Below are 25514 nucleotides of genomic sequence, written 5' to 3'. Positions count from 1 at the left end.
TAACTGCCGCAGGCTGCATCGCCTGATGCAGCCATGAACCCACCCAGACCCGACCAGGCAACCACATCCATGACGTGAATCCGACAGGCTGCTAGCCTGTTGTTTTGTCGCATTTTCCGAGTCGTCAGGCGATTCCGCCTGACTTGAAAATACTCTAAGTGTTCAAGACCCGGCCGGCCACGGCCTCCAGCATCCGCATCAGCACCGGGTCGCGCAGCGCCGGGGCGGTGACGATGGCATTCTCCAACGCCCGGTCGCAGCCCGCGGGGCAGGGCGGCCGGGGTGCCGCCAGCAGCGGGATCACCGCCTGCACCAGCGCCTTGGCGCGGTCCGCATTGGCCAGCAGCACCTTCACCACCGCCTCCACGCTCACGGCGTCATGGTCGGGATGCCAGCAGTCGAAATCGGTAACCATCGCTACGGTCGCGTAACACATCTCCGCCTCACGGGCGAGCTTGGCCTCGGGCATGTTGGTCATGCCGATCACGTCGCAGCCCCAGGCGCGGTACATCTCGCTCTCGGCCTTGGTCGAGAACTGCGGGCCCTCCATGACGAGGTAGGTGCCGCCACGGCGGTGGTTCAGCCCGATCCCGCGCGCGGCCGATTCCAGCGCGTCGCCGAGGCGCGGGCAGACCGGATGCGCCACTGACACATGCGCGACGCAGCCCGTGGTGAAGAATGATTTCTGGCGCGCAAAGGTGCGGTCGATGAACTGGTCCACGATCACGAAGGTGCCCGGAGCCAGGTCGCCATTGAGGCTGCCGACCGCGGAGAGGGAGAGGATCTCCGTCACCCCTGCCCGCTTCAGCGCGTCGATATTGGCGCGGTAATTCAGCTCCGAGGGCGGGATGCGGTGGCCGCGGCCGTGGCGCGGCAGGAAGACGCAGCGCACGCCGGACAGGCGCCCGAACAACAGCAGGTCGGAGGGCGCGCCGAAGGGTGTGGCGACCTCACGCCATTCCCGCTCCTCCAGCCCCTCGATGTCATAGAGGCCCGAGCCGCCGATCAGGCCGATGACGGGTTCGATGAGGTCGGTCATGCCGAAAAGCTCCGGAAAAGGAAACGGCCGCCCTGGTCGGGGCGGCCGCGTGAAAGAATATGCGCGGCGCAGAGCCTCAGTGCAGGTCGGCCCAGATCTTGCGCTTCAGCGCATAGGTCAGCCCGGCGAGGACGATCAGGAACAGGATGATCTTCACGCCCATCGCGCGGCGCTGTTCCAACTCCGGCTCAGCCGCCCAGGTGAGGAAGGTCGCGACGTCACGCGCCATCTGGTCCACCGTGGCCGGGGTCTGGTCGCCATAGGCGACCTGGTCCGGATTCAGGATATTCGGCATCGCGATCTGATGGCCGGGGAAATAGGCATTGTAGTTCATGCCGCTGCCCATCACGAAGCCGGGCGGCGGGTCGCGGAAGCCGGTCAGCAGGGCATGGATGTATTCCGCCCCGCCTTCACGTGCCTTGGTGATCACCGACAGGTCGGGCGGCAGCGCGCCATTGTTGCTGGCACGCGCGGCGTTGTCGTTGGGATAGGGGCGGCGGAAACGGTCGGCAAGGCGGCCCGGGCGCTCGAACATCGCGCCCTCGTCATTCGGGCCATCGGTGACGGTGAAGCTCGCCGCCACGGCGCCGGCCTGCTCGGGCGTGAGCCCGAGGTCCACGAGGTTGCGGTAGGACAGCAGATGCATGCTGTGACAGGTGCTGCAGACTTCCTTGTAGACCTGCAGCCCGCGCTGGGCGGCGGCGCGGTCGAAGGAGCCGAAGATCCCGTCGAAGGAGAAATGCACCTCCGGGTAGGTGGTCGCCTCGCCGACGGCACGGGCCGTCAGCGGGGCAAGGAGCAGGGCGGCGCCAAGCGCCACCGCCTTGATCGAGAGCTTCATGGTCACGCCTTCTCCATCGGCTTGGCGGCGGCGCCGGCGGGCAGTGGGCCACCGCCACGCAGGACGGGGCGGCTGATGCTTTCCGGCAACGGCAGCGGACGTTCGATGCGGGCGAGCAAGGGCAGGATCACCAGGAAATATGCGAAGTAATACGCTGCGGCGAAGCGGCTGATGGTCACGAAGGGCTCTTCGGCCGGCTTGCCGCCGACATAGCCGAGCACCACGACCGCGACGACCCAGAGCAGGAAGAACGGGCGGGCCAGCGGGCGGAAGCGCATGGAGCGCACCGGCGAGCCATCCAGCCAGGGCAGCACGAACAGCAGCGCGATGGAGCCGAACATCATCAGCACGCCACCGAGCTTGTCCGGCACCGCGCGCAGGATCGCGTAGAACGGCAGGAAGTACCATTCCGGCACGATATGCGGCGGCGTCACCAGCGGGTTCGCCGGGATGTAGTTGTCCGGATGGCCGAGGTAGTTCGGGATAAAGAAGACCAACACCGCGAACACGACGAAGTAGATGACGAGGCCGAAGCTGTCCTTGATCGTGTAATACGGGTGGAACGGGATGGTGTCCTGCGGCCCCTTCGGCTCGACGCCGAGCGGGTTGTTGCTGCCGGTGATGTGCAGCGCGGCAATGTGCAGGAACACGACGCCGGCGATCACGAAGGGCAGCAAATAATGCAGGGAGAAGAAGCGGTTGAGCGTGGGATTGTCCACGCTGAAGCCGCCCCAGAGCCAGGTCACGATGCTGTCGCCGATGATCGGGAAGGCCGAGAACAGGTTGGTGATGACGGTGGCGCCCCAGAAGGACATCTGGCCCCAGGGCAGCACGTAGCCCATGAAGGCGGTCGCCATCATCAACAGGAAAATGACCACACCCGTCATCCACAGCAGTTCGCGCGGCGCCTTGTAGGAGCCGTAGTACATGCCGCGGAAGATGTGGGTGTAGACCACGATGAAGAACATGCTGGCGCCATTCATGTGAATGTAGCGCAGCAGCCAGCCGTAGTTCACGTCGCGCATGATCCGTTCGACGCTGTCGAAGGCCATGGACGTATGGGCCGTGTAGTTCATTGCCAGGAACACGCCGGTCAGGATCATCACCATGAGGGTGACCATCGCCAAAGCGCCGAAGTTCCAGAAATAGTTGAAGTTCTTCGGAGTCGGGAAGGTCCCGTACTCCTTCTGCATCATCGTGAAGACCGGCAGGCGCTGGTCAACCCAGCGGATGACGGGATTCTTGAATTCGGAGTTGTGCAGCCCGATACCCATGACGTGTCTCCGTTCAGCCGACGCGAATCTTGGTATCGGACAGGAAAGTGTAAGTCGGAACCACGAGGTTCGTCGGCGCCGGCCCCTTCCGGATGCGGCCGGAGGTATCGTACTGGCTGCCGTGGCAGGGGCAGAACCAGCCGCCGTAATCGCCGCGCTGGTCCGTGGGCTTCTGGCCGAGCGGGACGCAGCCCAGATGGGTGCAGATGCCGATCACGATCAGCCAGGCGTCGCGCTGGACGCGGCTCTGGTCGGTGGCAGGGTCCTTCAGCTCGGACATCAGGGCGGCCCGGGCTTCCTGGATCTCGGCCGCGGTGCGGTGGCGGATGAAGACGGGCTTGCCGCGCCACATGATCGTCACGGCCTGGCCCTCGACGATCGCGCCGATCTCAGCCTCGCTGGAGGCGAGGGCCAGCACGTCCCGCGACGGGTTCATGCTCGAAATAAATGGCCAGACCACCGCGCCCACGCCGATCGCGGCGAAGGAGGCCGTAACGAGGGCAAGGAAATCCCGCCGCGTCTCCGGCTGTTCAGGGGGCGGCGACGCCAGCGTTTCGGCCATGAGCCTTGTCCGTTCCTGTTTGCGGCGGACGGGCCCGCAAGCCCCAGTCCCCCGCGAAGACCGAGCACGCCGCCAGGTAGGCGACGCGCGCCACCACCGGCGTTTGGCCAACGGCGCCGGCCGGATATACCCAGGGCTTCCGCCTGCGTCCATCCACCGCGCCGCAGCGCGACGCAGAATATATTGGGTCTAACAGAGCCTTAACGCCACACCGGCCCCGCATCTTGAACATAACCCCCGCTGCGGCGCATCCTGCCTCCTCATGAGCGACCTCCTCGACGTCCCCTGCCCCCTCGATCACCCGCTGGCCGGCGAGGCCAGCACCTGGTTCGAGTCGCTGCGCGATCGCCTCTGCGCGGCCTTCGAGGCCTGCGAGGACGCGCTGGAAAGCGGCCCGCATGCGGCCATGCCCGCCGGCCGCTTCACCCGAACGCCCTGGACCCGCCCCGAGGGCGGCGGCGGGGTCATGAGCGTGATGCGCGGCCGGGTGTTCGAGAAGGTGGGGGTGAACGTCTCCACCGTGCATGGCGAGTTCAGCCCGGCCTTCCGCGCCCAGATCCCCGGTGCCGCGGCCGATCCCCGCTTCATGGCGACCGGGGTGTCGCTGGTCGCCCATATGCGGTCCCCCCGGGTCGCGGCGGCGCATTTCAACACCCGCTTCATCGTCACCGATCGCGGCTGGTTCGGCGGCGGCGGGGACATCACGCCGATGGACATGGCGGCCCCCGAGATGCTGGCGGATGCCGCCGACTTCCATGCCGCCTTCCGCGCCGCCTGCGATCGCCACGATCCCACGGCCTATGACCGCTACAAAAAATGGTGCGACGAGTACTTCTTCCTGCCGCATCGCAATGAGCCGCGTGGCCTTGGCGGCATCTTCTACGACTGGCTGGGGCGGGAGGAGGAGGCGGCGCGCCTGTCCGCCCATTTCGCCTTCACCCGCGATGTCGGCGAGGCCTTCCTGGAGGTCTTCCCCCGGCTGGTACGGCGGCGGATGCACGAGGCCTGGACGCCGGAGGAGCGCGAGCACCAGCTTATCCGGCGCGGCCGCTATGCCGAATTCAACCTGATCCACGACCGCGGCACGCTGTTCGGCCTCAAGACCGGGGGCAACACCGAGGCGATCCTGATGTCGCTGCCGCCCGAGGTGAAGTGGCCGTAACACCCACCCCCGCATCCGGGCACGGGGCTCACGCGTAATCCTCCCAGCAGCGGGAGCGACGCGAATGAGAACCCAATCGCTGAATCGATTGCGGCTGGCGATTCAACTGGCCGGGATCGTGCCCGTCAGCGCCGGTCTGGCCGGGGTGCTGACCGGCTTCGGCGTCCTGAACGAGACGATGTCCGGGGCCGCGGACAGCCATATGCGCTACCTCTCCGGCCTGCTGCTGGGGATCGGCTTGGGGGTCTGGTGGTGCCAGGCGGCGCTGGAACGGCGTGGCATGGTCTTCGACGCGCTCTGCGTCGTGGTGATCATCGGCGGCCTCGGGCGGTTGTTCGGCGTCGCGCTGAATGGCCCGCCGCCGCTGACGCATGTGCTGGCCCTGGGCATGGAACTCGGGGTGACGCCGGCCCTGTGGCTGTGGCGCCATCACCTGCTGGGCCGTGGCTTGCTCTAGCCGCAACGACCTCGCCCATGGCAGAACGCAGGGGTCCAAGACAAAATATAAAGGATACGCCATGAATCGTCGCAGCCTGCTCGCCGCCACCGCGGCTGGCCTCGCCGCTCCCGGCCTTGTGCACGCCCAGGCTGTCTGGCCCGCCGATCGCCCGATCCGCGTGATCGTGCCCTGGCCGCCGGGTGGGTCCACCGATGTGCTGGTCCGCCTCTATGCCGAGAAGCTACAGCAGGTGCTGGGCCAAAGCATCGTCATCGACAACCGCGCCGGCGCGGGCGGGAATATCGGGATCGACGCCACCGCCAAGGCGGCCCCGGATGGCTACACCCTGGGTATCGCCTCGATCGGGCATCTGGCGATCAACCAGTATCTCTATGCCCGCCTGCCCTACGATCCGGAGAAGGACCTGCTGCCGGTCGGCATCGCTTGGGACCTGCCGAATATCGCCGTGGTGGCCTCGGCCCATAACGCGTCCAAGACCCTTGCCGAGTTCATCACCTGGGCGAAGGCCAAGCCGGATGGGGTGACCTATGGCTCGCCCGGCGTCGGCACCACGCCGCATCTGTCGGCCGCGCTGTTCTGCGCCCGCGTCGGCATCCAGGGCATCCATGTCCCCTTCCGCGGCGCCGCGCAGACGATCCCGACCATGCTCTCGGGCGATGTCGATTTCGCGCTCGACAACCTCGCCTCCTACATGCCGACGATCCAGGCGGGGCAGATGCGCGGGCTGGCCGTGACCTCGGCCGACCGCTGGGCGAATCTGCCGGACGTGCCGACCATGGGCGAGGCAGGCGTGCCCGACTTCGTCGTGACCTCCTGGCAGGGCTTTGTCCTCCCCGCGCGCACGCCGGCCGAGATCGTGTCGCGCCTGGGCGAGGCGCTGCACAAGGTCGCGACCGATCCGGCCTTCAAGGACCGCCTGCTGCGCACCGGTGCCGAGGCAGTGTGGTCCACGCCGCAGGACATGGCCGCCCGCGCCGCGCGCGAGCGTCCGATGTGGCAGGAAGCCGTGCGTATTTCCGGGGCGCGGGTGGAGTAGTCAGCCCGCCAGCAAAATCGCTTCCCGCACCGCCGCCAGAGCCTCGGCGGTGCGGCCCCCTTCGGGGCCACCGGCCTGGGCCAGATCCGGCCGCCCGCCGCCGCCCTTGCCGCCGACCGCCGCCGCCGCAGCCCGCACCAGGGCCACCGCATCGGCGCGGCCCTTGGCCACCGCCCCGACCGCCACGATGATGCTCGCCTTGCCCTCGAAGGAGCTGACCAGGGCGACGACATCGGTATCGCCCTCGGCCAGGATCGCATCGGCGATGGATTTGAGGTCCTTGGACGGCACGTCCTCGACCCCGCGCAGCGCCACCCGCAGCCCCGCCAGCACCTCGTTCGGGGCCTGACCGCCGCCGGTCGCGAGCTTGCGGCGCAGATCGGCGACCTCGCGCTCCAGCCGGCGCCGCTCCTCGACCAGCGCGGTGACGCGAGCCGGCAGGTCGGCGGGCGAGACCTTCAGCGCCGCCGCCGCCTCGACCAGCCGCTTCTCATTCTGTTCGACCAAGGCCAGCGCCGTCGCGCCACAGACCGCCTCGACACGGCGGATGCCGGCCGCGACGGCGCCCTCGGAGACGATCTTGAACAGCCCGATCTCGCCGGTCTGGGCGACATGGGTGCCGCCGCAAAGCTCCAGCGAGAAGACGCCATGGGTCGAGGTGGCCTCGGGGTCATAGCCCATGCCGACAACGCGGACTTCCTCGCCGTATTTCTCGCCGAACAAGGCGCGGGCGCCGGCCTCGACCGCCGCATCGGGGGTCATCAGCCGGGTGATGACGCGGGCATTCTCGCGGATGCGGGCGTTCACCTCCGCCTCGACCCAGATCAGGTCGGAGGGTGTCATCGGGGTCGGCTGGCTGACATCGAAGCGCAGCCGTTCCGGCGCGTTCAGGCTGCCCTTCTGGGCGACGTGATCGCCGAGGCGGCGGCGCAGCGCCTCATGCAGCAGATGGGTCGCGGAGTGATGCGCCTGGATCGCACCGCGGCGGGCGTGGTCCACGGTCGCGGCCACCGATTGGCCGGGGGCGGCAAAGCCGGCCTCGACCGTGCCCAGATGCAGGAACACGCCCGCCTTCTTCTGGGTGTCGCGGATGGTGATCCTCAGCCCCTCGGGGCCGGTGATGACGCCGGCATCGCCAACCTGGCCACCCGACTCGGCATAGAACGGCGTCTGGTTCAGCACCACGGCCACGGCACGCCCGGCGGCGGCGCCCGAAACCTCGGCGCCATCGGCGACCACGGCCAGGATCTGCGCCTCGGCCGTCTCAGTGTCGTAGCCCAAAAACTCGGAGGCACCGATGCGCTCCTTGATGTCGAACCAGACGGTTTCCGTCGCGGCCTCACCCGTGCCGGACCAGGCGGCGCGGGCGCGTTTGCGCTGCTCTGCCATGGCGGTCTCGAAGCCCGCGACATCCACCGCGCGCCCCTCGGAGCGCAGCGCATCCTGGGTCAGATCGAGGGGGAAGCCGAAGGTGTCGTAGAGGCGGAAGGCGATATCGCCCGGCAGCGTCTCCTTCTCGCCAAGCTTGGCCGTCTCCTCGGCCAGCAGCCCGAGGCCGCGGTCGAGCAGGGTGCGGAAGCGGGTCTCCTCAAGCTTCAGCGTCTCGGTGATCAGACTCTGAGCGCGGATGAGTTCGCCATAGGCCGCCCCCATCTGGCGCTCCAGCGCGGGGTAGATCCGGTGCAGCAGGGGTTCGGCCGCGCCCATCATATGCGCATGCCGCATCGCGCGGCGCAGGATGCGGCGCAGCACATAGCCGCGCCCCTCGTTGGAGGGCATGACGCCATCGGCAATGAGAAAGGCGCCGGCGCGCAGATGGTCGGCGACGACGCGGTGGCTGGTGCGGAAGGGGCCGTCCGGGTCCTGCCCGGTCGCCTCGGCGCTGGCCAGGATGATCGCGCGCAGCGTGTCGGTGTCGTAGTTGTCGTGCTTGCCCTGCAGGATGGCAGCGAAGCGCTCCAGCCCCATGCCGGTGTCGATCGAGGGGCGGGGCAGCGGGTTCCGCGTGCCGGCCGGCTCCTCCAGATACTGCATGAAGACGAGATTCCAGATCTCGATGAAGCGGTCGCCATCCTCATCCGGGCTGCCGGGCGGGCCGCCGGGGATGGCCTCGCCATGATCGTAGAAGATTTCAGAGCACGGGCCGCAGGGTCCGGTGTCGCCCATGCGCCAGAAGTTATCGCTGGTCGGGATGCGGATGATGCGACTGTCGGGGATGCCCGCGATCTTGCGCCAGAGGGCGGCGGCGTCCTCATCCTCGGAATAGACCGTGACCAACAGCTTGTCCTTGGGCAGCGCGAAGTCGCGGGTCAGCAAGGTCCAGGCATGTTCGATCGCGGCGGGCTTGAAGTAGTCCCCGAAGGAGAAATTCCCCAGCATCTCGAAGAAGGTATGGTGCCGGGCGGTGTAGCCGACATTGTCCAGATCATTGTGCTTGCCGCCGGCGCGGACGCATTTCTGGGCGCTGGTGGCGGTAGAATAGGCGCGGCGTTCCTGGCCGGTGAAGACGTTCTTGAACTGCACCATGCCGGAATTGGCGAACATCAGCGTGGGATCGTTGCGCGGGACCAGCGGCGAACTTTCGACCACCTGATGCCCATGGCGCGCGAAATAACCGAGGAAGGTCGCGCGGATATCGTTGCTGCTGGTCATGCGCTGCCCTGGCCCCGTTCACATCAATGCGTTGGGGCTCAGGTAGCGCGCCGCAGGCGCAGCGTGAAGGGCGGGCGTGCTAGGGGCCGGGTGGCGTTTCGCCACGGTCTATTTGCTTCCGCTCCTCCTTGCCCGGGGCGCGGCCAACATCGGGGCCACCCTCCTTGCGCTCATCGGGCCGGTTCAGGCCCTCGGCGGGAGGCGGCATCGGCGCATCTTCCTTGGATGCGGGCATGGGCTTGGCGGGATCGGGCATCGGCGGTCCTCCTGAACAGGGGAACGCCGATGCCCGCGCCCGGGTTTTACTCGGGCGGCGGGGTTTCCTCGGCAGGGTCGCTGACCGTCTCGCCGACCATCATCGAATTGGCGACGTTGCCGGACTGGTCGCGGATGCGCTTCTCGATGCTTTCGGCCATGGCGACATTCTCGCGCAGGAACTGCTTGGCGTTCTCCCGCCCCTGGCCGATGCGCTGGCTGTCGCAGCTGAACCAGGCGCCGGATTTCTCGATCACGCCGGCCTTCACGCCGAGGTCGAGCAATTCGCCGACCTTGGACACGCCCTCACCGAACATGATGTCGAATTCAACAAGGCGGAACGGCGGCGCCATCTTGTTCTTCGCGACCTTCACCCGGGTCTGGTTGCCGGTGACGGTCTCGCGATCCTTGATCGCGCCGATGCGGCGGATTTCCAGCCGGATCGAGGCATAGAACTTCAGCGCATTGCCGCCCGTGGTGGTCTCCGGATTGCCGAACATCACGCCGATCTTCAACCGGATCTGGTTGAGGAAGATCAGCAGCGTGTTGGACCGCGACACCGTGCCCGCGAGCTTGCGCAGCGCCTGGGACATCAGCCGGGCGTGCAGGCCGACATGGGTATCGCCCATCTCGCCCTCCAGCTCCGCGCGAGGCACCAGGGCGGCGACGCTGTCGATCACCACGACATCGATCGCGCCGGAGCGGACCAGCGTGTCGCAGATCTCCAGCGCCTGCTCGCCGGCATCCGGCTGGCTGATCAGCAAATCGTCGATGTTCACGCCGAGCTTGCGGGCATAGCCCGGGTCCAGCGCGTGCTCCGCGTCGATGAAGGCGCAGGTGCCACCCTTCTTCTGGGCCTCGGCGATGGCATGCAGCGCCAAAGTGGTCTTGCCCGAGGATTCCGGCCCGTAGATCTCGATGATCCGGCCCTTGGGGAAGCCGCCGATGCCGAGCGCGATATCGAGGCCGAGCGAGCCGGAGGAGATCACCTCCACCTCCGCATCGGCGCGCTTGGCGCCCATGCGCATGATCGAGCCCTTGCCGAAGGCGCGCTCGATCTGGCTGAGGGCCGCGTCGAGTGCCTTGGTCTTCTCCATTCCGGGCGCCGCCATCGAAATTCCTCAACCTGTGGGCGTGACCAGATTTTCTGATCGCGCGGTGTGATCACTAAATCGTGAGTAAAGCCGATGCCGTGACGAAATCAAAGCGAGCTGCGGCCGGCGATTCGAATTAACCGTCTGTTCTTAACTTGTTCTCACATGGCGGGCAATGCAAGCCTCTTGCGCAGCCGCCACCAGCTCGGCCGGCGAGAAGGGTTTGGCGAGGAATCCCATCGACTCCGCCCCCAGATCCGCATCCAGCGCGGCCTTCGCATAGCCTGAAACCAGCAGCGCCGGCAGCCCGGGCAGGCTTTGCCGCAGTCGCCGGGCCAGGGCCAGACCGTCCTGGCCCGGCAGGCTGACGTCGCTGACCAGCAGCGCGGGCACCAGCCCGGCCTCGACCAGCCCCAGCGCGGCCTCGGCATCCTCGGCCTCTGTCACCACGAACCCCTGGCGGCGCAGGGCGCGGGCCGAAAGCCGGCGCAGCGGCGCCTCATCCTCGACCAGCAGCAGCGACCGGCCGGCCGGCATGGCCGCCGATGCCGGCGGCGCGATGGGCGGGGCGGGTGCCGGTTCGGCCTCGGCGCGCGGCAGGAACAGGGTGAAGCGCGCGCCCTCCCCCGGCGGCGATTCCACCGCGAGGTGCCCGCCCGATTGCCGCAGGATGCCATCCACCGTGGCCAGCCCCAGCCCGGTGCCGCCGCGGCCACGACGGGAGGTGACGAAGGGCTCCAGCACATGCGGCAGCAGTGCGGCCGGAATGCCGGGCCCGGTGTCCTGCACCGTCAGCGTGACCCAACGGCCAGGCGGGATGCGGGTCTGGCCGATGATCTCGGGGCTCAGCACCAGCGCCTCGGCCAGGCGCATGGTCAGCCCCCCCCCTTCCGGCAGCGCGTCGCGGGCATTGGCGGCGAGGTTCAGCAACACCTGATCCAGCTGCGACGGGTCCATCCGCACCGCCCGCACCGGCGCCTCCAGCGTCAGGCGTAGCTCGATCCGCGCGCCGAGCAGGCGGCGCAGCAATGGCGCCGCCTCGGCCAGCGCCTCGGCCAAGGCGACCGGGCGCGGCAGCAAGACCTGCTGCCGCGCTGCCGCCAGCAGGGCACGGACCAGCCCGGCCCCACGCTCCGCGGCGCCTGTGATGGCGTGCAGGTCGGCGGCGACCTCGGGGGCCACGCCCAGGGCCAGCGCATCCTCGGCGCCCCCCCGGATTACCCCCAGCAGGTTGTTGAAATCATGCGCGATGCCGCCGGCGATGCGGCCGATCACCGCGAATCGCTCGGCCGCCTCATCGGCGGCGGTGGCCTGGAGACCTTCGGTGAGGTTTTCGGCCCGTAGCAGCACCAGCCCCGGGGGCAAGGGCATCGCATGCAGCCGCAGGCATGGCCCGGACAGTCCGGGCAGGGCCAATAGCGGCACCTCGGTCGTGCCCGCGTGCCCGGACGCCGCCTGTTCCAGCAGGGCGCCGAGGCCGAGGCGGTGCGCCGGCTCCACCACCCCCGTGAAACCCGTGCCTTCGGCCAAGGGCCGCGCCGGCCCGGCCAGGCCGCGCAAGGCCGGGTTGGCCCGCAGCACCCGCCCCGCCGCATCGAGCACAGCCGCCGGTTGATCCAGCGCCGCGAGCAAGGCCCAGACGTCGGGCGCGCCGGCGCCGCGTCGACCAAGCCCCAAAGGGTCCCAGCTATCGGGCATGGCCGTTCATCATTCCCTGCAATTGCGAAGGAGATTGCGGCGGGAAGGGCTTACCTGCCGTCAATCGATACACGCATCAGTTGCATTCTCGATCAACTCATCCACCCCGCCGAGAAAGTACATTTTGAATACATCAGAACAAGTAATGGGATCAGTTTCTTTTTATAGACAGGCTTCAAACCACTACAATCCACTCGATCATTCCTATATAAAGTCTTGCTGCTACAGAAGTAACCGCCATGCCCACCGACCTTGCCTCCCAAAAAACGCCTCGCGGCTCCGTCGCTCCCCGGCACGTAGTGTCGGAAATAGAGACGACTCAGACGCCAATGGCGCCGCGCCCCGCCTATCACCCCGAGGAAGGAGAAGGCGGCCGCTCCGAATGGTTCGCGCTGCTGAAGGCCGTCGTCCTGGCGGCGGCCTTCGTGATGCTCGTGGCGCTCGTCCTGGTCCGCTAGGCTCATCTGGTCCTCTAGCAGGCTGCTGAAAAAGAACCTTCGCCAGCAAGCGGCGACCGATTGTTTCGCGGCGATCGCGCAACACGAATGAATCCTTCAACACGCAGCGCCTTTGGATTCATTCCTGCCGAACATTGCGGTTTCGCCGGAGCCAAGCGTCGTTCTTCAGCAGCCTGCTAGGCTCAGGCGACCGCGAGCAGCGGCCGTCGCGCCTCGCAGAAATCGGACACCGCCGCGACGAAGGCCTCAGTGTCGGCGGCCGTCATCGGCAAGGACAAGGTCACCATGCCGCGCCGCGCGAGGTAGATCCCGCCGGCCAGCATATCCAGGAAGAACAACTCGCGCCTCTGCTCTTCCTCGGCTGAGGCGGTGGTCGGCGGGCGCGTGAGCTTCCCCGGCCGGAAGTGCGGCGTGACCATGCTGCCGGCCCCGGTGAAAACCATCCCCGCCCCGGCCGCGACCTCGTTCAGCCGCGCCCGCAGCGCCTCGCCCCGCGCCCAGAGCGCATCGGCGGCCTCGGCGGTGAAGATCTCGCCCATCGCGACCAGCCCCGCGGCCATGCTCAGGACATTGTTGTTGAAGGTGCCGGCATGCGGCAGCGTGCCGGGCCGATGGCCGTCGAACTGGTCCATCACCGCCGCCCGCCCGCCGAAGGCGCCGAAGGACATCCCACCCGCGACGTATTTGCCCAAGGTCATCAGATCCGGCCGCACGCCCCCCAGCCGCATCTGCAACCCGCCGGCATGGTGGCGGCTGGTCATCACCTCATCGAAGATCAGCAGCGCGCCGGTGCGGTCGCAGCCCTCCCGCAAGGCGGCCAGGAAGGCCGGGTCGGCAGGGATGCAGCCGCCGGCGCCCAGCATCGGCTCCACGATCACCGCCCCGATGCCGCCGCCCTCCAGCAGCGCCACCGCCCCTTCGGCATCGTTGTAGTCGGCGACCTGCACCGGGATCGGCAGGTTCACCGCCTGCATCGGCTGCCCGGCGGGGAAGGTCAGCACCCCGCCGTGGTAGCCACCGCGGAACACCAGCACCCCGGCCCGGCCGGTCGCGGCGCGGGCGGCGGTCAGGGCCATCAGATTGGCCTCGGTGCCGCTGTTGGTGAAGCGCACCCGCTCCATCGCCGGGAAGCGGGCACAGAGCAGCGCCGCCAGCCGCACCTCATTCGCCCCGACGCCCGCGAGGTTCAGCCCGGAATCCAGCGCCCCCCGCAGGGCGGCCAGGATGCGCGGGTCGGAATGGCCGAACAGCCCGGCCGAGTACTCGCCACAGAAATCCACATACTCATGCCCATCCGCATCCCACAGGCGGCAGCCCTCGCCCCGGACCATGGCGGTCGGGAAGGGCGTCCAGAACAGCACGCTGCGGGTATTGCCACCCGGCATCACCGCCCGCGCCTCGGCATGCAGCGCCGCCGAGACCGGGCGGGCGGCGGCATAGGTCTCGCGGGCCTCGACCAAAGCGGCCGTGAGGTCGCTGTTCCGGGGCAGGGCATGATCGGGCATCGGCGTGGTCCTTGGCGGCGTTGCGCGATGCAACGCGCGCGGTGGAACGCGGTCAAGCATGCATGGGGCGGTGCACAAGCGCTGGCAACGCCGCCCGGCGGGGAGTAGAGACTGAAGCCATGCGACGTCGCGATGCCTTGCTGCTGCTGGCAGCCGCCCCCGCCCTTGCCCCTTCCATCGCGCTGGGCCAGGCCCTGCCTTCCCAGGCCCTGCCTTCCCAGGCGCTGCCGCTCCAGGCCGCCGCCAGTTGGGATGCGGCACTGCGCCTCGCCGACCGGGTGCGCGCCATGGATGCCGATGGGCTCGACCCGCGCGCCTATGGCCTGCCGTCCGAGGCCGCGATCGCGACCGACCCGCAGATGGCCTATTCCGCGATCTTCCGCGCCGCCTTGGCGGGGATGACCGATCTGCTGCATGGCCGTGTCCGGGTGCCGCTCGCGGACCGGCCGGATTTGGTGCGCAACACCACCGCCATCCCCCTCACCCCCTGGATCGCCCGTCTGGCGCAATCGGCCGAACCGGCCGGGGTGCTGGAACAGGCGGCCCTGGCGACGCGCGACATGCAGCCGCTGCGCGCGGCCCTGGCCGAAACCCGCGCCGTCGCCGCTCGCGGCGGATGGGAGAGCATCCCGAGCGGCGGCACCCTCGACCCCGGTAGTTTCGACCCGGTCCGGATTCCGCTGCTGCGCGCCCGCCTGGCCGCGGAGGACCCGGTCCTGGCGATGTCGATGGATGAGGGCGGGACCTATGGCCCCAACCTGTTGGAGGCGGTGCGCCGCTGGCAGGCCGCCCAGGGCGTCGAGGTCGATGGCCGCGTGGGCCGCATCAGCCTCGCCATGCTGAACCGCCCGGCGGATTGGCGGGTCAACCAGATCCTGGCCGCGATGGACATGCGCCGCGCGGCCCCGGTGCCCGGCCCCGGCCGCCGCATCGAGGTGAACATCCCCGACTTCCGCCTGCAGATGATCGAGGCCGGGCGCGTCATGCTGGAGATGGCGGTGATCGTCGGCCGCCCGGATCGCGCGACGCCGATGCTCAACGTCACCATGACGGCGTTGCAGTTCAACCCGCCCTGGGGTGTGCCGATGCGCAACGCGCGGGAGGACGTGCTGCCGAAGCTGCGGCGCGATCCCGCCGCCGTCGCTGCCCGCGGCTTCCGCTTCTTCCAGTCGATCGACGGGCAGATGGCCGAAATCGACCCGACCCTGGTCGATTGGTCGGCGGTGAACCCGCAGCGCTTCCCCTACATCATCCGCCAGGATGCGGGAGAGACCAGCGCGCTCGGCCGGATCAAGTTCATCATCCCGAACCGCGACGACATCTATTTGCATGACACGCCCGACCGGCACTATTTCAGCCGGCCGGATCGCGCCTTCTCCTCGGGCTGCATCCGGCTGGAACGGCCGCTCGACCTCGTCTCGGTGGCGCTCGACGGCACCTCGGGCTGGAGCCGGGAGCGCGCCGTGCGCACCGTCGAGAGCCGCAGCACCAGCGTCGTCTCCCTCCACCGGCAAATCCCGGTGCGGCTGCACTACACCACGGTGATGGTCGAGAACGGGCGCGTCCGCATCCGCCCGGATATCTACGGGCTGGACCAGGCCTATGCCGCCCGGCTCGTGCCGCCGCTGCCGCGACTGGCGGCCCGGGGCTGAGCGCCATGTGGTTCCACCGCCCCGCTTGCCCCTGCTGCACCGCCACCGACGCCGAGGTGATCGCCCCGAGCCTGACACGGCGCGGGATGCTCGGCGTCGGCACCATGGCGCTCGCCTGCGCCGCCTTGCCCGGGCCGGCCGAGGCCTCGCTGCCCGATCTGATCCCGCCCGGACCGCGCATGGTCCGCATCCGCCGGATGCAGACCCAGGAGACGATCGATACCACCTATTTCCGCGACGGCCGCTATGTCTCCGAGGAACTGGCCCGGCTGAACTGGGTGATGCGCGACGCCACCACCGACGAGGTCGAGGTGATGGACCCGCGGCTGTTCGACGTGCTGTTCACGGTCGCCACCCGCATGGGCGCGACCGAGTCCTTCGATGTCATCAGCGCCTATCGCGCACCCGAGCACAACGCCGCCCGCGCCCAGCAGTCCCGCGCCGTCTCCCGCGTGTCGCTGCACATGTCGGGCATGGCGGCCGATTGCCGGCTGCCGGGGCATAGCCCGCTCGGCATGGCGCGGCTGGCGGCGGAGATGCAATTGGGTGGCGTCGGGCTCTATCGTCGCGACGGGTTTATCCATCTCGACTGCGGCCGCGTCAGGCGCTGGTAGCGCGATACCGCAGGGTGGTGCTACACGCGCCGCCACCTGCTGCTGGAAGTTCTGCCTCATGAATACGCCGATCGCCGCCGTCCTCTGGGCCGATGAAGCCCGCCGCGACGTCGGCAGCCTGCTGCGGCTGCTCGCCCATCTCGAACTCTCCTGCATGGAGATCGGCGCGGATGATGCGGCCGGGCTGATCGCGGAAGCCGCGCGGGCCCTGGCCGATACGCTGGAACTGCGCCGCCTCGCGGCGTAAAGGGGGCGCCGCGCCGCCTCGCGGCCTGAAAGGGGCGCCGCTCACGGCGCCCCGATCCGTCAGCGCGGCAATTCGCGCTCGGCGAGCCGCGCGAACCAGGCGGCGCCAAGCGGTGCCGCCTCGTCATTGAAGTCATAGGCGGTGTTGTGCACCGGCACGCTGCCCGTGCCATCGGGCGAGGCCTGGCCAAGCCGGATGAAGGCGCCGGGCCGCGCCAGCAGCATGTAGGAGAAATCCTCGCCCCCCATCACCGGCGGCCGGTCGCGGAACACGCGCCCTTCGCCCAGCACATCCTCCAGCGCGCGCGCGGCGCGCTCGGTCTGCTCGACATGGTTGGTGGTCGGCGGGTAGCCCCAGATGTATTCCACCTCGGCGACCGCGCCATGCGCGGCAGCGGTGTTGGTCGCGACCTGTTCGATCAGGGCCGCGACCTGCTTGCGGACCTCCTCGCTCAGCGCGCGGACGGTGCCCTGGATCTCGGCGGTATCGGCGATCACGTTCATCGCGGAGCCCGCGTGGAACATAGTCAGCGAGATCACGCTGCTCTCGATCGGATCGACGCGGCGGGCGACGATGGATTGCAGCGCCACCACCACATGCGCGCCGACCACCACGGGGTCCAAGGTGGTATGCGGGCGCGCGGCATGGCCGCCGCGGCCCTTGATGGTGATCTTCAGCCGGTCGGAGGCCGCCATGATGACCCCCGGCACGCAGGCGGCGGTGCCGAGCGGCAGCGCCGGGTCATTGTGCAGCGCATAGACGGTGTCGCAGGGGAAGCGGTCGAACAGGCCTTCCTCGACCATCACCCGGCCGCCGCCGCCGCCCTCTTCCGCCGGCTGGAACAGGAAATGCACCGTGCCGGCGAAGTTCTTCGTCTCGGCGAGGTATTTGGCGGCGCCCAGCAGGGTCGCGGTATGGCCGTCATGGCCGCAGGCATGCATCGCGCCCGGCGTCTGGCTGCGGTGCTCGAAGCCGTTCACCTCCTGCATCGCCAGCGCATCCATGTCGGCGCGGAAGCCGATGGTGCCGGTGCCCGGCTGGCCGCGCAGCACGCCGACGACGCCGGTGCCGGCCAGGCCGCGATGGACCTCGATCCCCCAGGAGGCGAGCTTGTCGGCGACGATCTGGCTGGTACGGTGTTCGGCGAAGCCAAGCTCGGGATGGGTATGGATGTCGCGGCGCCAGGCCTTGATCTCGGGGGCCAAATCCATGAGGCGATTGGGAACGGGCATTCTGTGCTCCAGTTGAAGACGACTCAGCCGCCGCGCGCGGCGTCCGGGGTCAGCGCGCGCAGGACGAATTCATCGGCCCAGGGCGCGTAATCCGCCCAGAGCCCGGCCAGTGTGGTGATCGGATCGGCCGCGCGATCGACGCGCAGATCGGCATAGGGAAAATCCTGGTCGGTCACGATCCGCAGCGCGGCGGAGACAACCGGGCCATGTTCGCCACCCGCCGCCTCGCCGGCCGCCAGCGCCACCAGCAGCCGATCGGCCAGGGCGCCGCCGGCGCCCTGGAAGGCCGCGACCATGGCATCGGGCACCTGGTCATTCGCAAGGATATTGCCGATCGCCACGACATCGGGCCCATGCGCGGCGCCCCGGGCGGGCTTCACCCGCTCGCCATGGAAATGCGCGGTGCCGCCCTGCGCGTCGATCGCCGCCAACTGCCGCCAGCCGTGGTCGGGCGTGCTCGCGACCAGGGCCGCGATGGTGTGGCGGGCATCGCAGCCCGATTGCAGCAGCGCCACGCCACGCGGCGCCAGCCGGGGATCGGTGCGGTGCTGCGTCAGCACCCCGCCGACGCCGGCGGCCAGGGCGCAAAGCCGGGCGCCGACGCCGATGTTGCTGGTGGCGGCGGCATAGCCGAAGGCGCCGGTGGTGGCGCAGCGCGCGATCAGGGAGAAGGTCATGGGCGGGCAGGAAACGCCTGCCCGCCGAATCTGTCCATCACCCGAAGGCGCCCGGCCGCTCCCCCGCCGCGATGCGGGCCTCCAGCAGTTCGATGGCGGCGGGCAGGTCGGCGATGCCATCGATCACCAGATGTGCCCCGGCGGCGAAGAGCGGCGCCGAGGCCCGCGCGCGCAGCGCCGCCGTCTCGGCCGCGTCCAGCGCCGTGAGGTCTTCCAGCGTCAGCCCGGCCATGTTGCCGGTCAGGGCGAGGCCGATGGCCCAGGTGCCGGCGGTGCGGCCCTCGCCGATGCCGACCGGGGTGTCATCGACCTTCACCACCGCATGCGCCGGATGCACGCCCATGGTCGCCATCACCTGCCACATCTGCAGCGGCGCCGGCCGGCCTGCGGCCATGTCGCCGGCGCAGATGGTGATTTCTGGCGTAAACCCCTGGGCGGCGGCGAGCGGGGCCAGCACAGCCATGATCGGCCTTGTATAGCCGGTGGTCGCGCCGATGCGGATGTTTCTGGCCGCGCACCAGGCCAGGGTTTCGGCCGCCCCGGGGATCAGCGCCGCATGGGCGGAGACGGAGGCGACGTTCATCGGCTCGAACACCGCAAAAATGCGGTCGATGGCGGTATCGTCGAACTCCGAGCCCTGCGCCGCGCGCCAGCCCGCCGCCACATGCGGCAGCGCGCCGACCGCCTTGATGTGGTCGCGCTTGGCACTGCCCATCGGCCCGCGCGCATCGGCGATCGAGATGGGGACCCCAAACTCGGCGAAGGCGCGCACGAAGGCCCCCATCGGCGCGAGGCTGCCATGATCCACCACCGTGCCGGCCCAGTCGAACACCACGGCGCGGATCATGCGAAGCTCTCCATGGTTTCCTCGGCGATGGCGAAGCTGGTGCTGGCGCCGGTGCCGCTGGTGACGCTGACCAGCCGCAGCCCGGGGCCGAGATGCTCCGTGAAGGTATCCTGCGGTCCCGAGGGATAGACGCCAACCCAACGTTCGATGACGGGCGGCACCGCGCCGAAGACGGCGGCGAATTCGGCCAGGATGATGTCGTCCACGAAGCCGGGCTGGAACGGGTCGGGTGTGGCCGCGTAGTGATGGCTGTCGCCGACCACCAGCGAGCCGTCGCGGTTCTGCACCACGATCAGATGCACGCCGTGTTCCAGAGCATCGGCCTGCTCGGCCTCCAACCGGGCGCGCAGCGGCGCCAGCGGGGTCTCGTGGCGATAGCCGAGGTAGCGGACCATCCCGAGATCGCTCATCACCGCCGCCGGCAATTCCCAGCCCGGATCGACGAGCTTCAGCATGTGCAGCTTGCACAGCGTGGTCTGCCGCGCGGCGAAGACCTCGGGGAACAGGGTCGCGAGATCGGTGCCGGGGCAGACCACGATTTTTGGCGCGCGAAAGGTGCCGGACGTGGTCTCGACCAGCCCATCGGCGACGCCGCGCACCGCGGTGCGGCGCAGGAAGCGGACGCCCATGCCGTGCTCCAGCCAGGCGGCGAGCTGGGCGATGGCTTCGCGGCTTTCGACGCGCAGCTCATGCGGGGAATACAGCGCGGCCAGCACGCCCTCGCCAAAGATCGGCGGCAGCTTGGTCAGCATGCGGCAACTGGCCCCCATTGGGCCCGCGCAGAACGCCTCGGCCACCGCCACGGCCTCGGGGCGGCGGCAGGCCATCAGCAGGCCCCGATGATGCATCGCGATGCCGGCGGCGGGGGCGATCTCGGCCCAGATGTCGCGGGAGCGGGCGGCGCGGCGGTGGGTGTCCGGGAAGCCCTGGCCGGTGACGGTGACGAAGCCGAAGTTGCGGATGCTGGCGCCATTGGCCTGGGCATCGCGTTCGACCACCAGCACCGAAAGGCCGGCACGGCGGGCGGCGAGGGCATGGGCCAGGCCGAGAATCCCCGCACCCACCACGATCATGTCTGCATCCATGCCGGCAGCCTGCCATGCGGCGCGGGCCGCGTCATGTTGCCGCCCCGATCATCTGCTGCCATGGCGCGCAGCATGGACAACATCGTTCTCAGGCGCGTCGGTTTCGCGGGACTCGGCCTCGCCCTCACCCTCTCATTGCTGGGGCTGCTGTGGCGCGCCCTGGCGCCCGGCGGGGTGACGGGGTGGGAATGGGTGATCCTCGCGGCCTATGCCGGGACGCTGCCCTGGTCGGCCATCTCGGCGGCCAATGCGCTGCTCGGCTTCGCGATATTGATCGGCGCGCGCGACCCGGCGGCGGCGGTGGTGCCGCAGCTCGACCGGCGACGGGAGGGCGCGGTGCCGGGCTTCGCCACCGCGATCCTCGTCTGTATCCGGCAGGAGGACATGGCCGCCGTGACCCCGCCGCTCGACCGGCTGCTGGCGGGGTTGGAGGCGGCGGGGGCGTCGCATCGCTTCGCCCTCTGGGTCCTGTCGGACACGCCGGCCCCCGCCGCCGGGGAGGAGGCCACCATCGCCGCCTTGGCCGCGCGCCATGCCATCCCGGTGCGCTACCGCCGCCGCGCCCGCAACACCGGCTTCAAGGCCGGCAACGTCATGGAATGGTGCGACGAGGATTCGGCGGGCATGGAAGCCTTCCTGTGCCTCGATGCCGACAGCGAGATGTCGGCCCGCGCGGTGCTGCGGCTGGTGTCCTGCCTGGAGGCCGATCCGCGCTTGGCCATCGTGCAGCAGTTGATCGTCGGCCGCCCGGCCTTCGCCCCCTTCCCGCGGCTGTTCCAGTTCGGGATGCGCGCCGGCATGCGCGCCTGGGCGACCGGGCAAGGCTGGTGGCAGGGCGATGAGGGCCCCTACTGGGGGCATAATGCCATCCTCCGCATTGCCCCCTTCCGCGCCCATGCCCGGCTGGAGGCGCTGCCCGACGGCAGCCACATCCTCAGCCACGATCAGGTCGAGGCCGTGCGGCTGCATGCCGCGGGCTGGAAGGTCCGCTGCCTGCCGGAGGAGGACGGCAGCCAGGAAGGCAACCCCCCCGCCATGCCGGAATACCTGCGGCGGGACGAGCGCTGGGCGGCGGGAAACATGCAGTACCTCGCCCTGCTGCGCCTGCCAGGACTGACGCCGATGGGGCGCTGGCAGCTCTGGCAGGCGATCTTGCTGTTCTTCGGCTCGCCGCTCTGGCTGCTGCTGCTGCTGGCCGCGACCGGCAATGTGCTGAGCGGCGGCGGTGCGGCGACGCCGCATGGCGCCCTGGCGGCGGTGATGCTGGGGACGTGGTTCTGTTACTTCTCGCCCAAGCTGATGGGCTATCTCCAGGTGCTGATGCAGCCCGCCGAGGCTCGCCGCTACGGCGGCCGCGCCCGTTTCGCGTGGGGCGCGTTGGCGGAGATCGCCTTCACCACGTTCTTCGAGCCGCCCTCGGTGTTGAACAAGGCCTTCTTCCTGCTGCTCCTCCCCTTCGGCCGGCGGTCGGGCTGGGCGGCGCAGAACCGGGCCGATCGCGGCATCGGCTGGGGCGATGCCGCGCGGCTGCTCTGGCCGCATACGCTGCTCGGGCTGGCAGTGGGCGCGGCGCTGGCCAGCGTCTCCTGGACCGCGCTGGCCTGGGGCGCGCCGGTGTTGGCGGGGCTGTGGCTGGCCGTGCCGCTCTGTGTGGCGACCGCCTCGCCGCGCCTCGCTGCCTGGATGCGCGCGGCAAAAATCTGCGCGATACCGGAGGAGCCATGATCCTCTACGACCTGCCCATCTCCTCCTTCGGCGCCAAGGTGCGCATCGCCTTCGCGTTGAAGGGCGTCGCCGTGGACAGCCGGCCGCCGCCGGACGGCTATGGCAGCCCGGCCTATCGCGCGATCGTGCCGGCCGGGACCATTCCCGCGCTGGTCGCGGGCGATTTCGTGCTGTCGGAGAGCATCGCGATCCTGGAATGGATCGAGGAGAGCTATCCCTCTCCCAGCCTGCTGCCCGGCGATGCGCAAGCGCGGGCGCGCATCCGCCAGATGGCGGCCTTCCATGACACCGGCATCGACCCGCCGCTGCGGCGCCTGTTCCCGGCACCACCGGCCGATGTGGCGGCGCCGCAGGTGCGGCGGTCGCTCGATCGGCTGGGTGTGCTGGAAGGGCTGCTGGACGCGGCGGGTCCCTTCGCCTGCGGGCCGGAGGTGACGCTGGCCGATTGCGGCCTGCCGGTGACCCTGCTGATCGCCGATGAGCTTCTGGCCCGGTATGGGGCGGCGACGCCGGAAACGCCGCGCCTCGCCGCCGTCCGTGCCGCCTGGGCGGGGCATCCGGTGCTCGGGCCTGTGGTTGCGACCTATCGCGATGTGCTGGCGGCCTGGGCGCGCCAGCGATTCAACGATCCTGCCTAGGCGCGGCGCCGGCGGGCCGCGCCCTGTCGGCAAAGCGCCCCGACCAGGGGGCCCAGCCGGAGGCTGTATTGCGCCAGGCGACCAGAAGATCCACCTCGACCAGCGGCCAATAGGGCAGTTCGGCCAGGGCGCGGGCCTGGATATCGCGCCAGGCGGCGACCCGTTCGGCATGCTCCGGGCTGGCCGAGGCCTCGGCCAGCAGCGCATCCACCTCAGGGGCGTGAAACCCCGCCGCATTGCCGAAGGGGACGCCGATGGCGGCGCTGTCGAACAGCCGCCGCGCGCCGATTTCCGGATCGGGGCCGTGGCAATAGGAGATGACGGAGAGGTCGAAATCCCGGCGCGCGAACACCGCCTCGGCGGTCGCGGCGGGATCGAGGAGTCGGCTGCGGGCGGTGATGCCGATGCGGGCGAAATCCGCCTGCAACGCCTCCACCCAGCGGCGGAAGCTGGCGAAGGCGACAATATCGAGCCTTGGCGGCGCCTCCGGCACGCGGTCGGCGGCAGGGATCACCGCCTGGATCGGGAAGTCGCCGAGGCCGCTGGACAGCAGCCCCCATGACACGCCGCCCTGGCCATAAGCGAAGCGGTGCAGCATCGCCTCCCGGTCCACCGCCAGTGCCAGGGCGCGGCGCAGCGGCAGGGCAACGCGATCCATGTTGAAGGCCAGGGTCATCACGCAATTGCTGCCGCCCGGCCCGCCGCGAACGCGATGCAGCGTGACATCGGGCATGGCCGCGAGCCGGGCCGCGTCCTTGAGGGCCACCCGGGCAAGATAGTCCACCTCCCCCCGCAGCAGTGCCGCGGCCTGCAGCGTCGGGTCGGCGATGATGCGGAACAGCAGCCGGTCGAAGCCATGGCCGGAGACCCGCTCCAGCACCACGCGGTCGTCATGGCGATGCGCGACGAAGCGAAACGGACCGGTGCCGATCGGGGCGCCGTTGACGGGATTGGTCCGCGGATCGGTGCCGGCATAGAGGTGCTGCGGCAGGATCGGCGCCTCGGTGACGTCCAGCTGCGCGAGGAAGGCCGGATTGGGCCGGGAGAGCCGGAACACCACGGTATGGGGATCGGGCGCCTCGATCGCCGCCACCGCCGGCGCCAGCCCGGCACGGGCGCGAGCATGGTAGCGGAACAACACCTCGGTGAAGGTATAGACCACATCGGCGCTGCTGAACGGCGTGCCGTCATGCCAACGTGCCGAGGGATCCAGCGCGAAGCGCCAGATCGTGCCCGGGCCGGCCGGCCCGTCGGTCGCGGCCCAGGACCGCGCCAGATCCGGCCGTGCCGTGCCGTCCTCGTCCAGCGTCACGAGGCCGCTGAAGATCGTATCCGCCACGGTATGCGCCGGCCCCGCGGTGGAAATCGCCGGGTTCAACTGCCCCGGATCGGCACCGACGGCGATGATCGCGACGCTCTGCGCCTGGGCCGCGACGGTGGCGGCGGCAAGCAGCAGGAGGATCAGGCGGAGCACGGGGGGAGGGTCGCAGCAGGTGTGCCGGCTGGCAAGCCGGCCGGCCGGACTGACGCCCTGCGCCGATGCCGGAATAAATCTTGCGAATAAATCTTGGGATTGATTCAGCCTTCGGCAGGGTTTTTCCCTCAGCAAGGGGCCGAGGCGTGGCGTCTGCCGGAGAGCGCCTGGACCCCGATGGCCGCACGGCCATCGTCGTTTTCTCCGGAGAGGGATGACACCATGTCGATTTCGCTGCTTTCGGCCGCTCAGATCGGTGCTCTGTCCGCAACGACGGTGCAGCAGCTTACGACAACACAAATCGGCTCACTGTCAGCAACCCAGGTCGGGGCGCTCAGCGGCTCGGCGGTGGAATCGCTGACGACGACGCAGATCGAGGCGCTGTCCACATCCCAGGTGAAGGGCCTGGCCGCGACCCAGATCCCCTTCCTGGCCAATCCCGTGGTCTTCACCTCCGGCCAGCTTGCGGTGCTGGGGGATTTCCAGCTCAAGGCGCTGACCACCACGCAGCTGTCCGGGCTGGACGCCACCAAGGTCGCGGCGCTGAGCGGCACCCAGCTCAAGGCCCTGACGACGACGCAGTTGGGCGGGCTGACCACCACCGATATGGGCGAGTTCAGCACGACGCAGATCCAGGCGCTGACGACGACGCAGGTGGCGGGACTCTCGACGACGAATCTGACAGCGCTGGCCACCACCCAGGTCGCGGCGCTGACAGCGGCGCAGGTGGGCGCGCTTTCGGCGAGCAGCCTCTCGGCACTCGACGCCACCCAGGCCGGCGCGCTCACCGAGACCCAGATCAAGGGCGTCTCCGCCACACAGATCCGCGGCCTCTCCGCCACCGACGTCGCCGAGCTCTCCGCCACACAGGTCGGCGCGCTCAACGCCTCCCAGGTCGGGGCCCTCTCGGCCGAGAATTTTTCCGCACTCGATGCCACCCAGGTCGGCGCGCTGGGCGCCACCCAGCTCAAGGGCGTGACCACCACACAGATCAAGGGCCTGTCGGAGACCGATGTCGCCGAGCTCTCCGCCACACAAATCGGCGCGCTCAACGCCTCCCAGGTCGGCGCGCTCTCCGCCGAGAATTTTTCCGCACTCGATGCCACCCAGGTCGGCGCGCTGGGCGCCACCCAGCTCAAGGGCGTGACCACCACACAGATCAAGGGCCTGTCGGAGACCGATGTCGCCGAGCTCTCCGCCACACAGATCGGCGCGCTGACCGCGACCCAGGTCGGCGCCTTGGGCGAGACCAACCTCGCCGCACTGACCACCACCCAGATCGGCGGC

General features: G+C 69.5%; 24 protein-coding genes. 10 read left to right on the top strand and 14 right to left on the bottom strand.

Translation table 11 applies throughout. The annotated features are described in order from the left end of the window. Positions 1-154: 154 nt before the first annotated feature. From C8P66_RS07205 to petA, 4 genes are all read right to left on the bottom strand, one after another. A complete protein-coding gene (locus C8P66_RS07205; protein WP_111397557.1) occupies positions 155-1039 on the bottom strand; it encodes an S-methyl-5'-thioadenosine phosphorylase in 885 nt (294 codons plus the stop codon). Positions 1040-1115: 76 nt separating this feature from the next. After that, positions 1116-1880 (bottom strand): cytochrome c1, encoded by a 765-nt coding sequence (locus C8P66_RS07200; protein WP_111397556.1) that lies wholly within the window; start codon positions 1878-1880, stop codon positions 1116-1118. A 2-nt stretch (positions 1881-1882) separates the two neighbouring features. Continuing rightward, positions 1883-3154, bottom strand: coding sequence for a cytochrome b (locus C8P66_RS07195; protein WP_111397555.1), 1272 nt, complete (start codon positions 3152-3154; stop codon positions 1883-1885). Between the two features lie 13 nt (positions 3155-3167). Then, the gene (petA, locus tag C8P66_RS07190) at positions 3168-3716 is read right to left on the bottom strand and encodes a ubiquinol-cytochrome c reductase iron-sulfur subunit (protein WP_111397554.1); all 549 of its coding nucleotides are present in this window, start codon (positions 3714-3716) and stop codon (positions 3168-3170) included. A gap of 262 nt (positions 3717-3978) precedes the next feature. Here petA and hemF point away from each other — a divergent pair, with 262 nt between their 5' ends. The 3 genes from hemF to C8P66_RS07175 all read left to right on the top strand — a co-directional run bounded on the left by hemF (position 3979) and on the right by C8P66_RS07175 (position 6374). Next, entirely contained in the window at positions 3979-4878 is a 900-nt protein-coding gene (hemF, locus tag C8P66_RS07185; protein WP_111397553.1) for an oxygen-dependent coproporphyrinogen oxidase, read from the top strand. Positions 4879-4942: 64 nt separating this feature from the next. After that, the gene (locus tag C8P66_RS07180; protein ID WP_111397552.1) at positions 4943-5335 is read left to right on the top strand and encodes a DUF4345 domain-containing protein; all 393 of its coding nucleotides are present in this window, start codon (positions 4943-4945) and stop codon (positions 5333-5335) included. Between the two features lie 61 nt (positions 5336-5396). Then, positions 5397-6374 carry a Bug family tripartite tricarboxylate transporter substrate binding protein gene (locus C8P66_RS07175; RefSeq protein WP_111397551.1) on the top strand — a complete coding sequence of 326 codons (978 nt, stop codon included), beginning with the start codon at positions 5397-5399 and terminating at the stop codon, positions 6372-6374. Here the strand turns inward: C8P66_RS07175 and alaS are convergent, their stop codons facing one another. From alaS to C8P66_RS07160, 4 genes are all read right to left on the bottom strand, one after another. After that, positions 6375-9026: an alanine--tRNA ligase gene (alaS, locus tag C8P66_RS07170; protein ID WP_111397550.1), complete on the bottom strand. Its 2652-nt coding sequence runs from the start codon at positions 9024-9026 to the stop codon at positions 6375-6377. Between the two features lie 79 nt (positions 9027-9105). Then, a complete protein-coding gene (locus C8P66_RS23775; protein WP_158537138.1) occupies positions 9106-9282 on the bottom strand; it encodes a hypothetical protein in 177 nt (58 codons plus the stop codon). A 46-nt stretch (positions 9283-9328) separates the two neighbouring features. Then, complete coding sequence (gene recA / locus C8P66_RS07165; RefSeq protein WP_211314067.1) at positions 9329-10378, bottom strand: recombinase RecA; 1050 nt, start codon at positions 10376-10378, stop codon at positions 9329-9331. Between the two features lie 147 nt (positions 10379-10525). Beyond that, on the bottom strand, positions 10526-12073 hold the full coding sequence (locus tag C8P66_RS07160; protein ID WP_111397548.1) for an ATP-binding protein: 1548 nt from the start codon (positions 12071-12073) through the stop codon (positions 10526-10528). A 239-nt stretch (positions 12074-12312) separates the two neighbouring features. On the opposite strand from C8P66_RS07160, the gene C8P66_RS23770 reads away from it, so the two are divergent. Further along, on the top strand, positions 12313-12531 hold the full coding sequence (locus C8P66_RS23770; protein WP_158537137.1) for a hypothetical protein: 219 nt from the start codon (positions 12313-12315) through the stop codon (positions 12529-12531). A gap of 182 nt (positions 12532-12713) precedes the next feature. On the opposite strand, the gene C8P66_RS07155 is transcribed toward C8P66_RS23770, so the two are convergent. Continuing rightward, complete coding sequence (locus C8P66_RS07155) at positions 12714-14036, bottom strand: aspartate aminotransferase family protein (RefSeq protein WP_111397547.1); 1323 nt, start codon at positions 14034-14036, stop codon at positions 12714-12716. Positions 14037-14155: 119 nt separating this feature from the next. On the opposite strand from C8P66_RS07155, the gene C8P66_RS07150 reads away from it, so the two are divergent. From C8P66_RS07150 to C8P66_RS07140, 3 genes are read left to right on the top strand one after another with little or no spacing between them, the layout of a single operon-like run. Further along, the gene (locus C8P66_RS07150; RefSeq protein ID WP_111397546.1) at positions 14156-15688 is read left to right on the top strand and encodes a L,D-transpeptidase family protein; all 1533 of its coding nucleotides are present in this window, start codon (positions 14156-14158) and stop codon (positions 15686-15688) included. A gap of 56 nt (positions 15689-15744) precedes the next feature. Then, positions 15745-16302, top strand: a complete 558-nt coding sequence (locus tag C8P66_RS07145) for a DUF882 domain-containing protein (protein WP_245903285.1) — start codon at positions 15745-15747, stop codon at positions 16300-16302. A 58-nt stretch (positions 16303-16360) separates the two neighbouring features. Then, positions 16361-16549 carry a soj family protein gene (locus C8P66_RS07140; RefSeq protein ID WP_111397544.1) on the top strand — a complete coding sequence of 63 codons (189 nt, stop codon included), beginning with the start codon at positions 16361-16363 and terminating at the stop codon, positions 16547-16549. Positions 16550-16608: 59 nt separating this feature from the next. On the opposite strand, the gene C8P66_RS07135 is transcribed toward C8P66_RS07140, so the two are convergent. Genes C8P66_RS07135 through C8P66_RS07120 form a run of 4 tightly spaced genes read right to left on the bottom strand, consistent with a single transcriptional unit; the run spans position 16609 to position 20390 of the window. Next, entirely contained in the window at positions 16609-17760 is a 1152-nt protein-coding gene (locus C8P66_RS07135; RefSeq protein ID WP_456303638.1) for a M20 aminoacylase family protein, read from the bottom strand. 44 nt (positions 17761-17804) lie between these two features. Further along, a complete protein-coding gene (locus C8P66_RS07130; protein ID WP_111397542.1) occupies positions 17805-18458 on the bottom strand; it encodes a DUF1028 domain-containing protein in 654 nt (217 codons plus the stop codon). A 37-nt stretch (positions 18459-18495) separates the two neighbouring features. Then, complete coding sequence (gene phnX, locus C8P66_RS07125; RefSeq protein ID WP_111397541.1) at positions 18496-19305, bottom strand: phosphonoacetaldehyde hydrolase; 810 nt, start codon at positions 19303-19305, stop codon at positions 18496-18498. After that, positions 19302-20390 carry a TIGR03364 family FAD-dependent oxidoreductase gene (locus tag C8P66_RS07120; protein ID WP_111397540.1) on the bottom strand — a complete coding sequence of 363 codons (1089 nt, stop codon included), beginning with the start codon at positions 20388-20390 and terminating at the stop codon, positions 19302-19304. Before C8P66_RS07120 ends, phnX begins: the two co-directional genes overlap by 4 nt. Between C8P66_RS07120 and mdoH the strand changes: the two genes are divergently transcribed. Continuing rightward, positions 20340-22115, top strand: coding sequence for a glucans biosynthesis glucosyltransferase MdoH (mdoH, locus tag C8P66_RS07115; protein WP_342768009.1), 1776 nt, complete (start codon positions 20340-20342; stop codon positions 22113-22115). The two genes, C8P66_RS07120 and mdoH, sit on opposite strands and share 51 nt — an antisense overlap. Beyond that, positions 22112-22753: a glutathione S-transferase family protein gene (locus tag C8P66_RS07110; protein WP_111397538.1), complete on the top strand. Its 642-nt coding sequence runs from the start codon at positions 22112-22114 to the stop codon at positions 22751-22753. The genes mdoH and C8P66_RS07110 overlap by 4 nt, the downstream gene beginning before the upstream one ends. On the opposite strand, the gene C8P66_RS07105 is transcribed toward C8P66_RS07110, so the two are convergent. Further along, positions 22737-24227 carry an ABC transporter substrate-binding protein gene (locus C8P66_RS07105; protein ID WP_158537136.1) on the bottom strand — a complete coding sequence of 497 codons (1491 nt, stop codon included), beginning with the start codon at positions 24225-24227 and terminating at the stop codon, positions 22737-22739. The genes C8P66_RS07110 and C8P66_RS07105 overlap by 17 nt on opposite strands. A 222-nt stretch (positions 24228-24449) precedes the next feature. Here C8P66_RS07105 and C8P66_RS23765 point away from each other — a divergent pair. Next, positions 24450-25514 (top strand): hypothetical protein (locus C8P66_RS23765; protein WP_456303637.1); only part of this gene is annotated, 1065 nt, incomplete at its 3' end.

Origin of the sequence: Humitalea rosea, from assembly GCF_003253705.1 — a bacterium.
GTDB lineage: Bacteria > Pseudomonadota > Alphaproteobacteria > Acetobacterales > Acetobacteraceae > Humitalea > Humitalea rosea.
The sequence above is the reverse complement of the archived record's forward strand: the minus strand, read 5'-3'. Positions and strand labels throughout refer to the sequence as shown.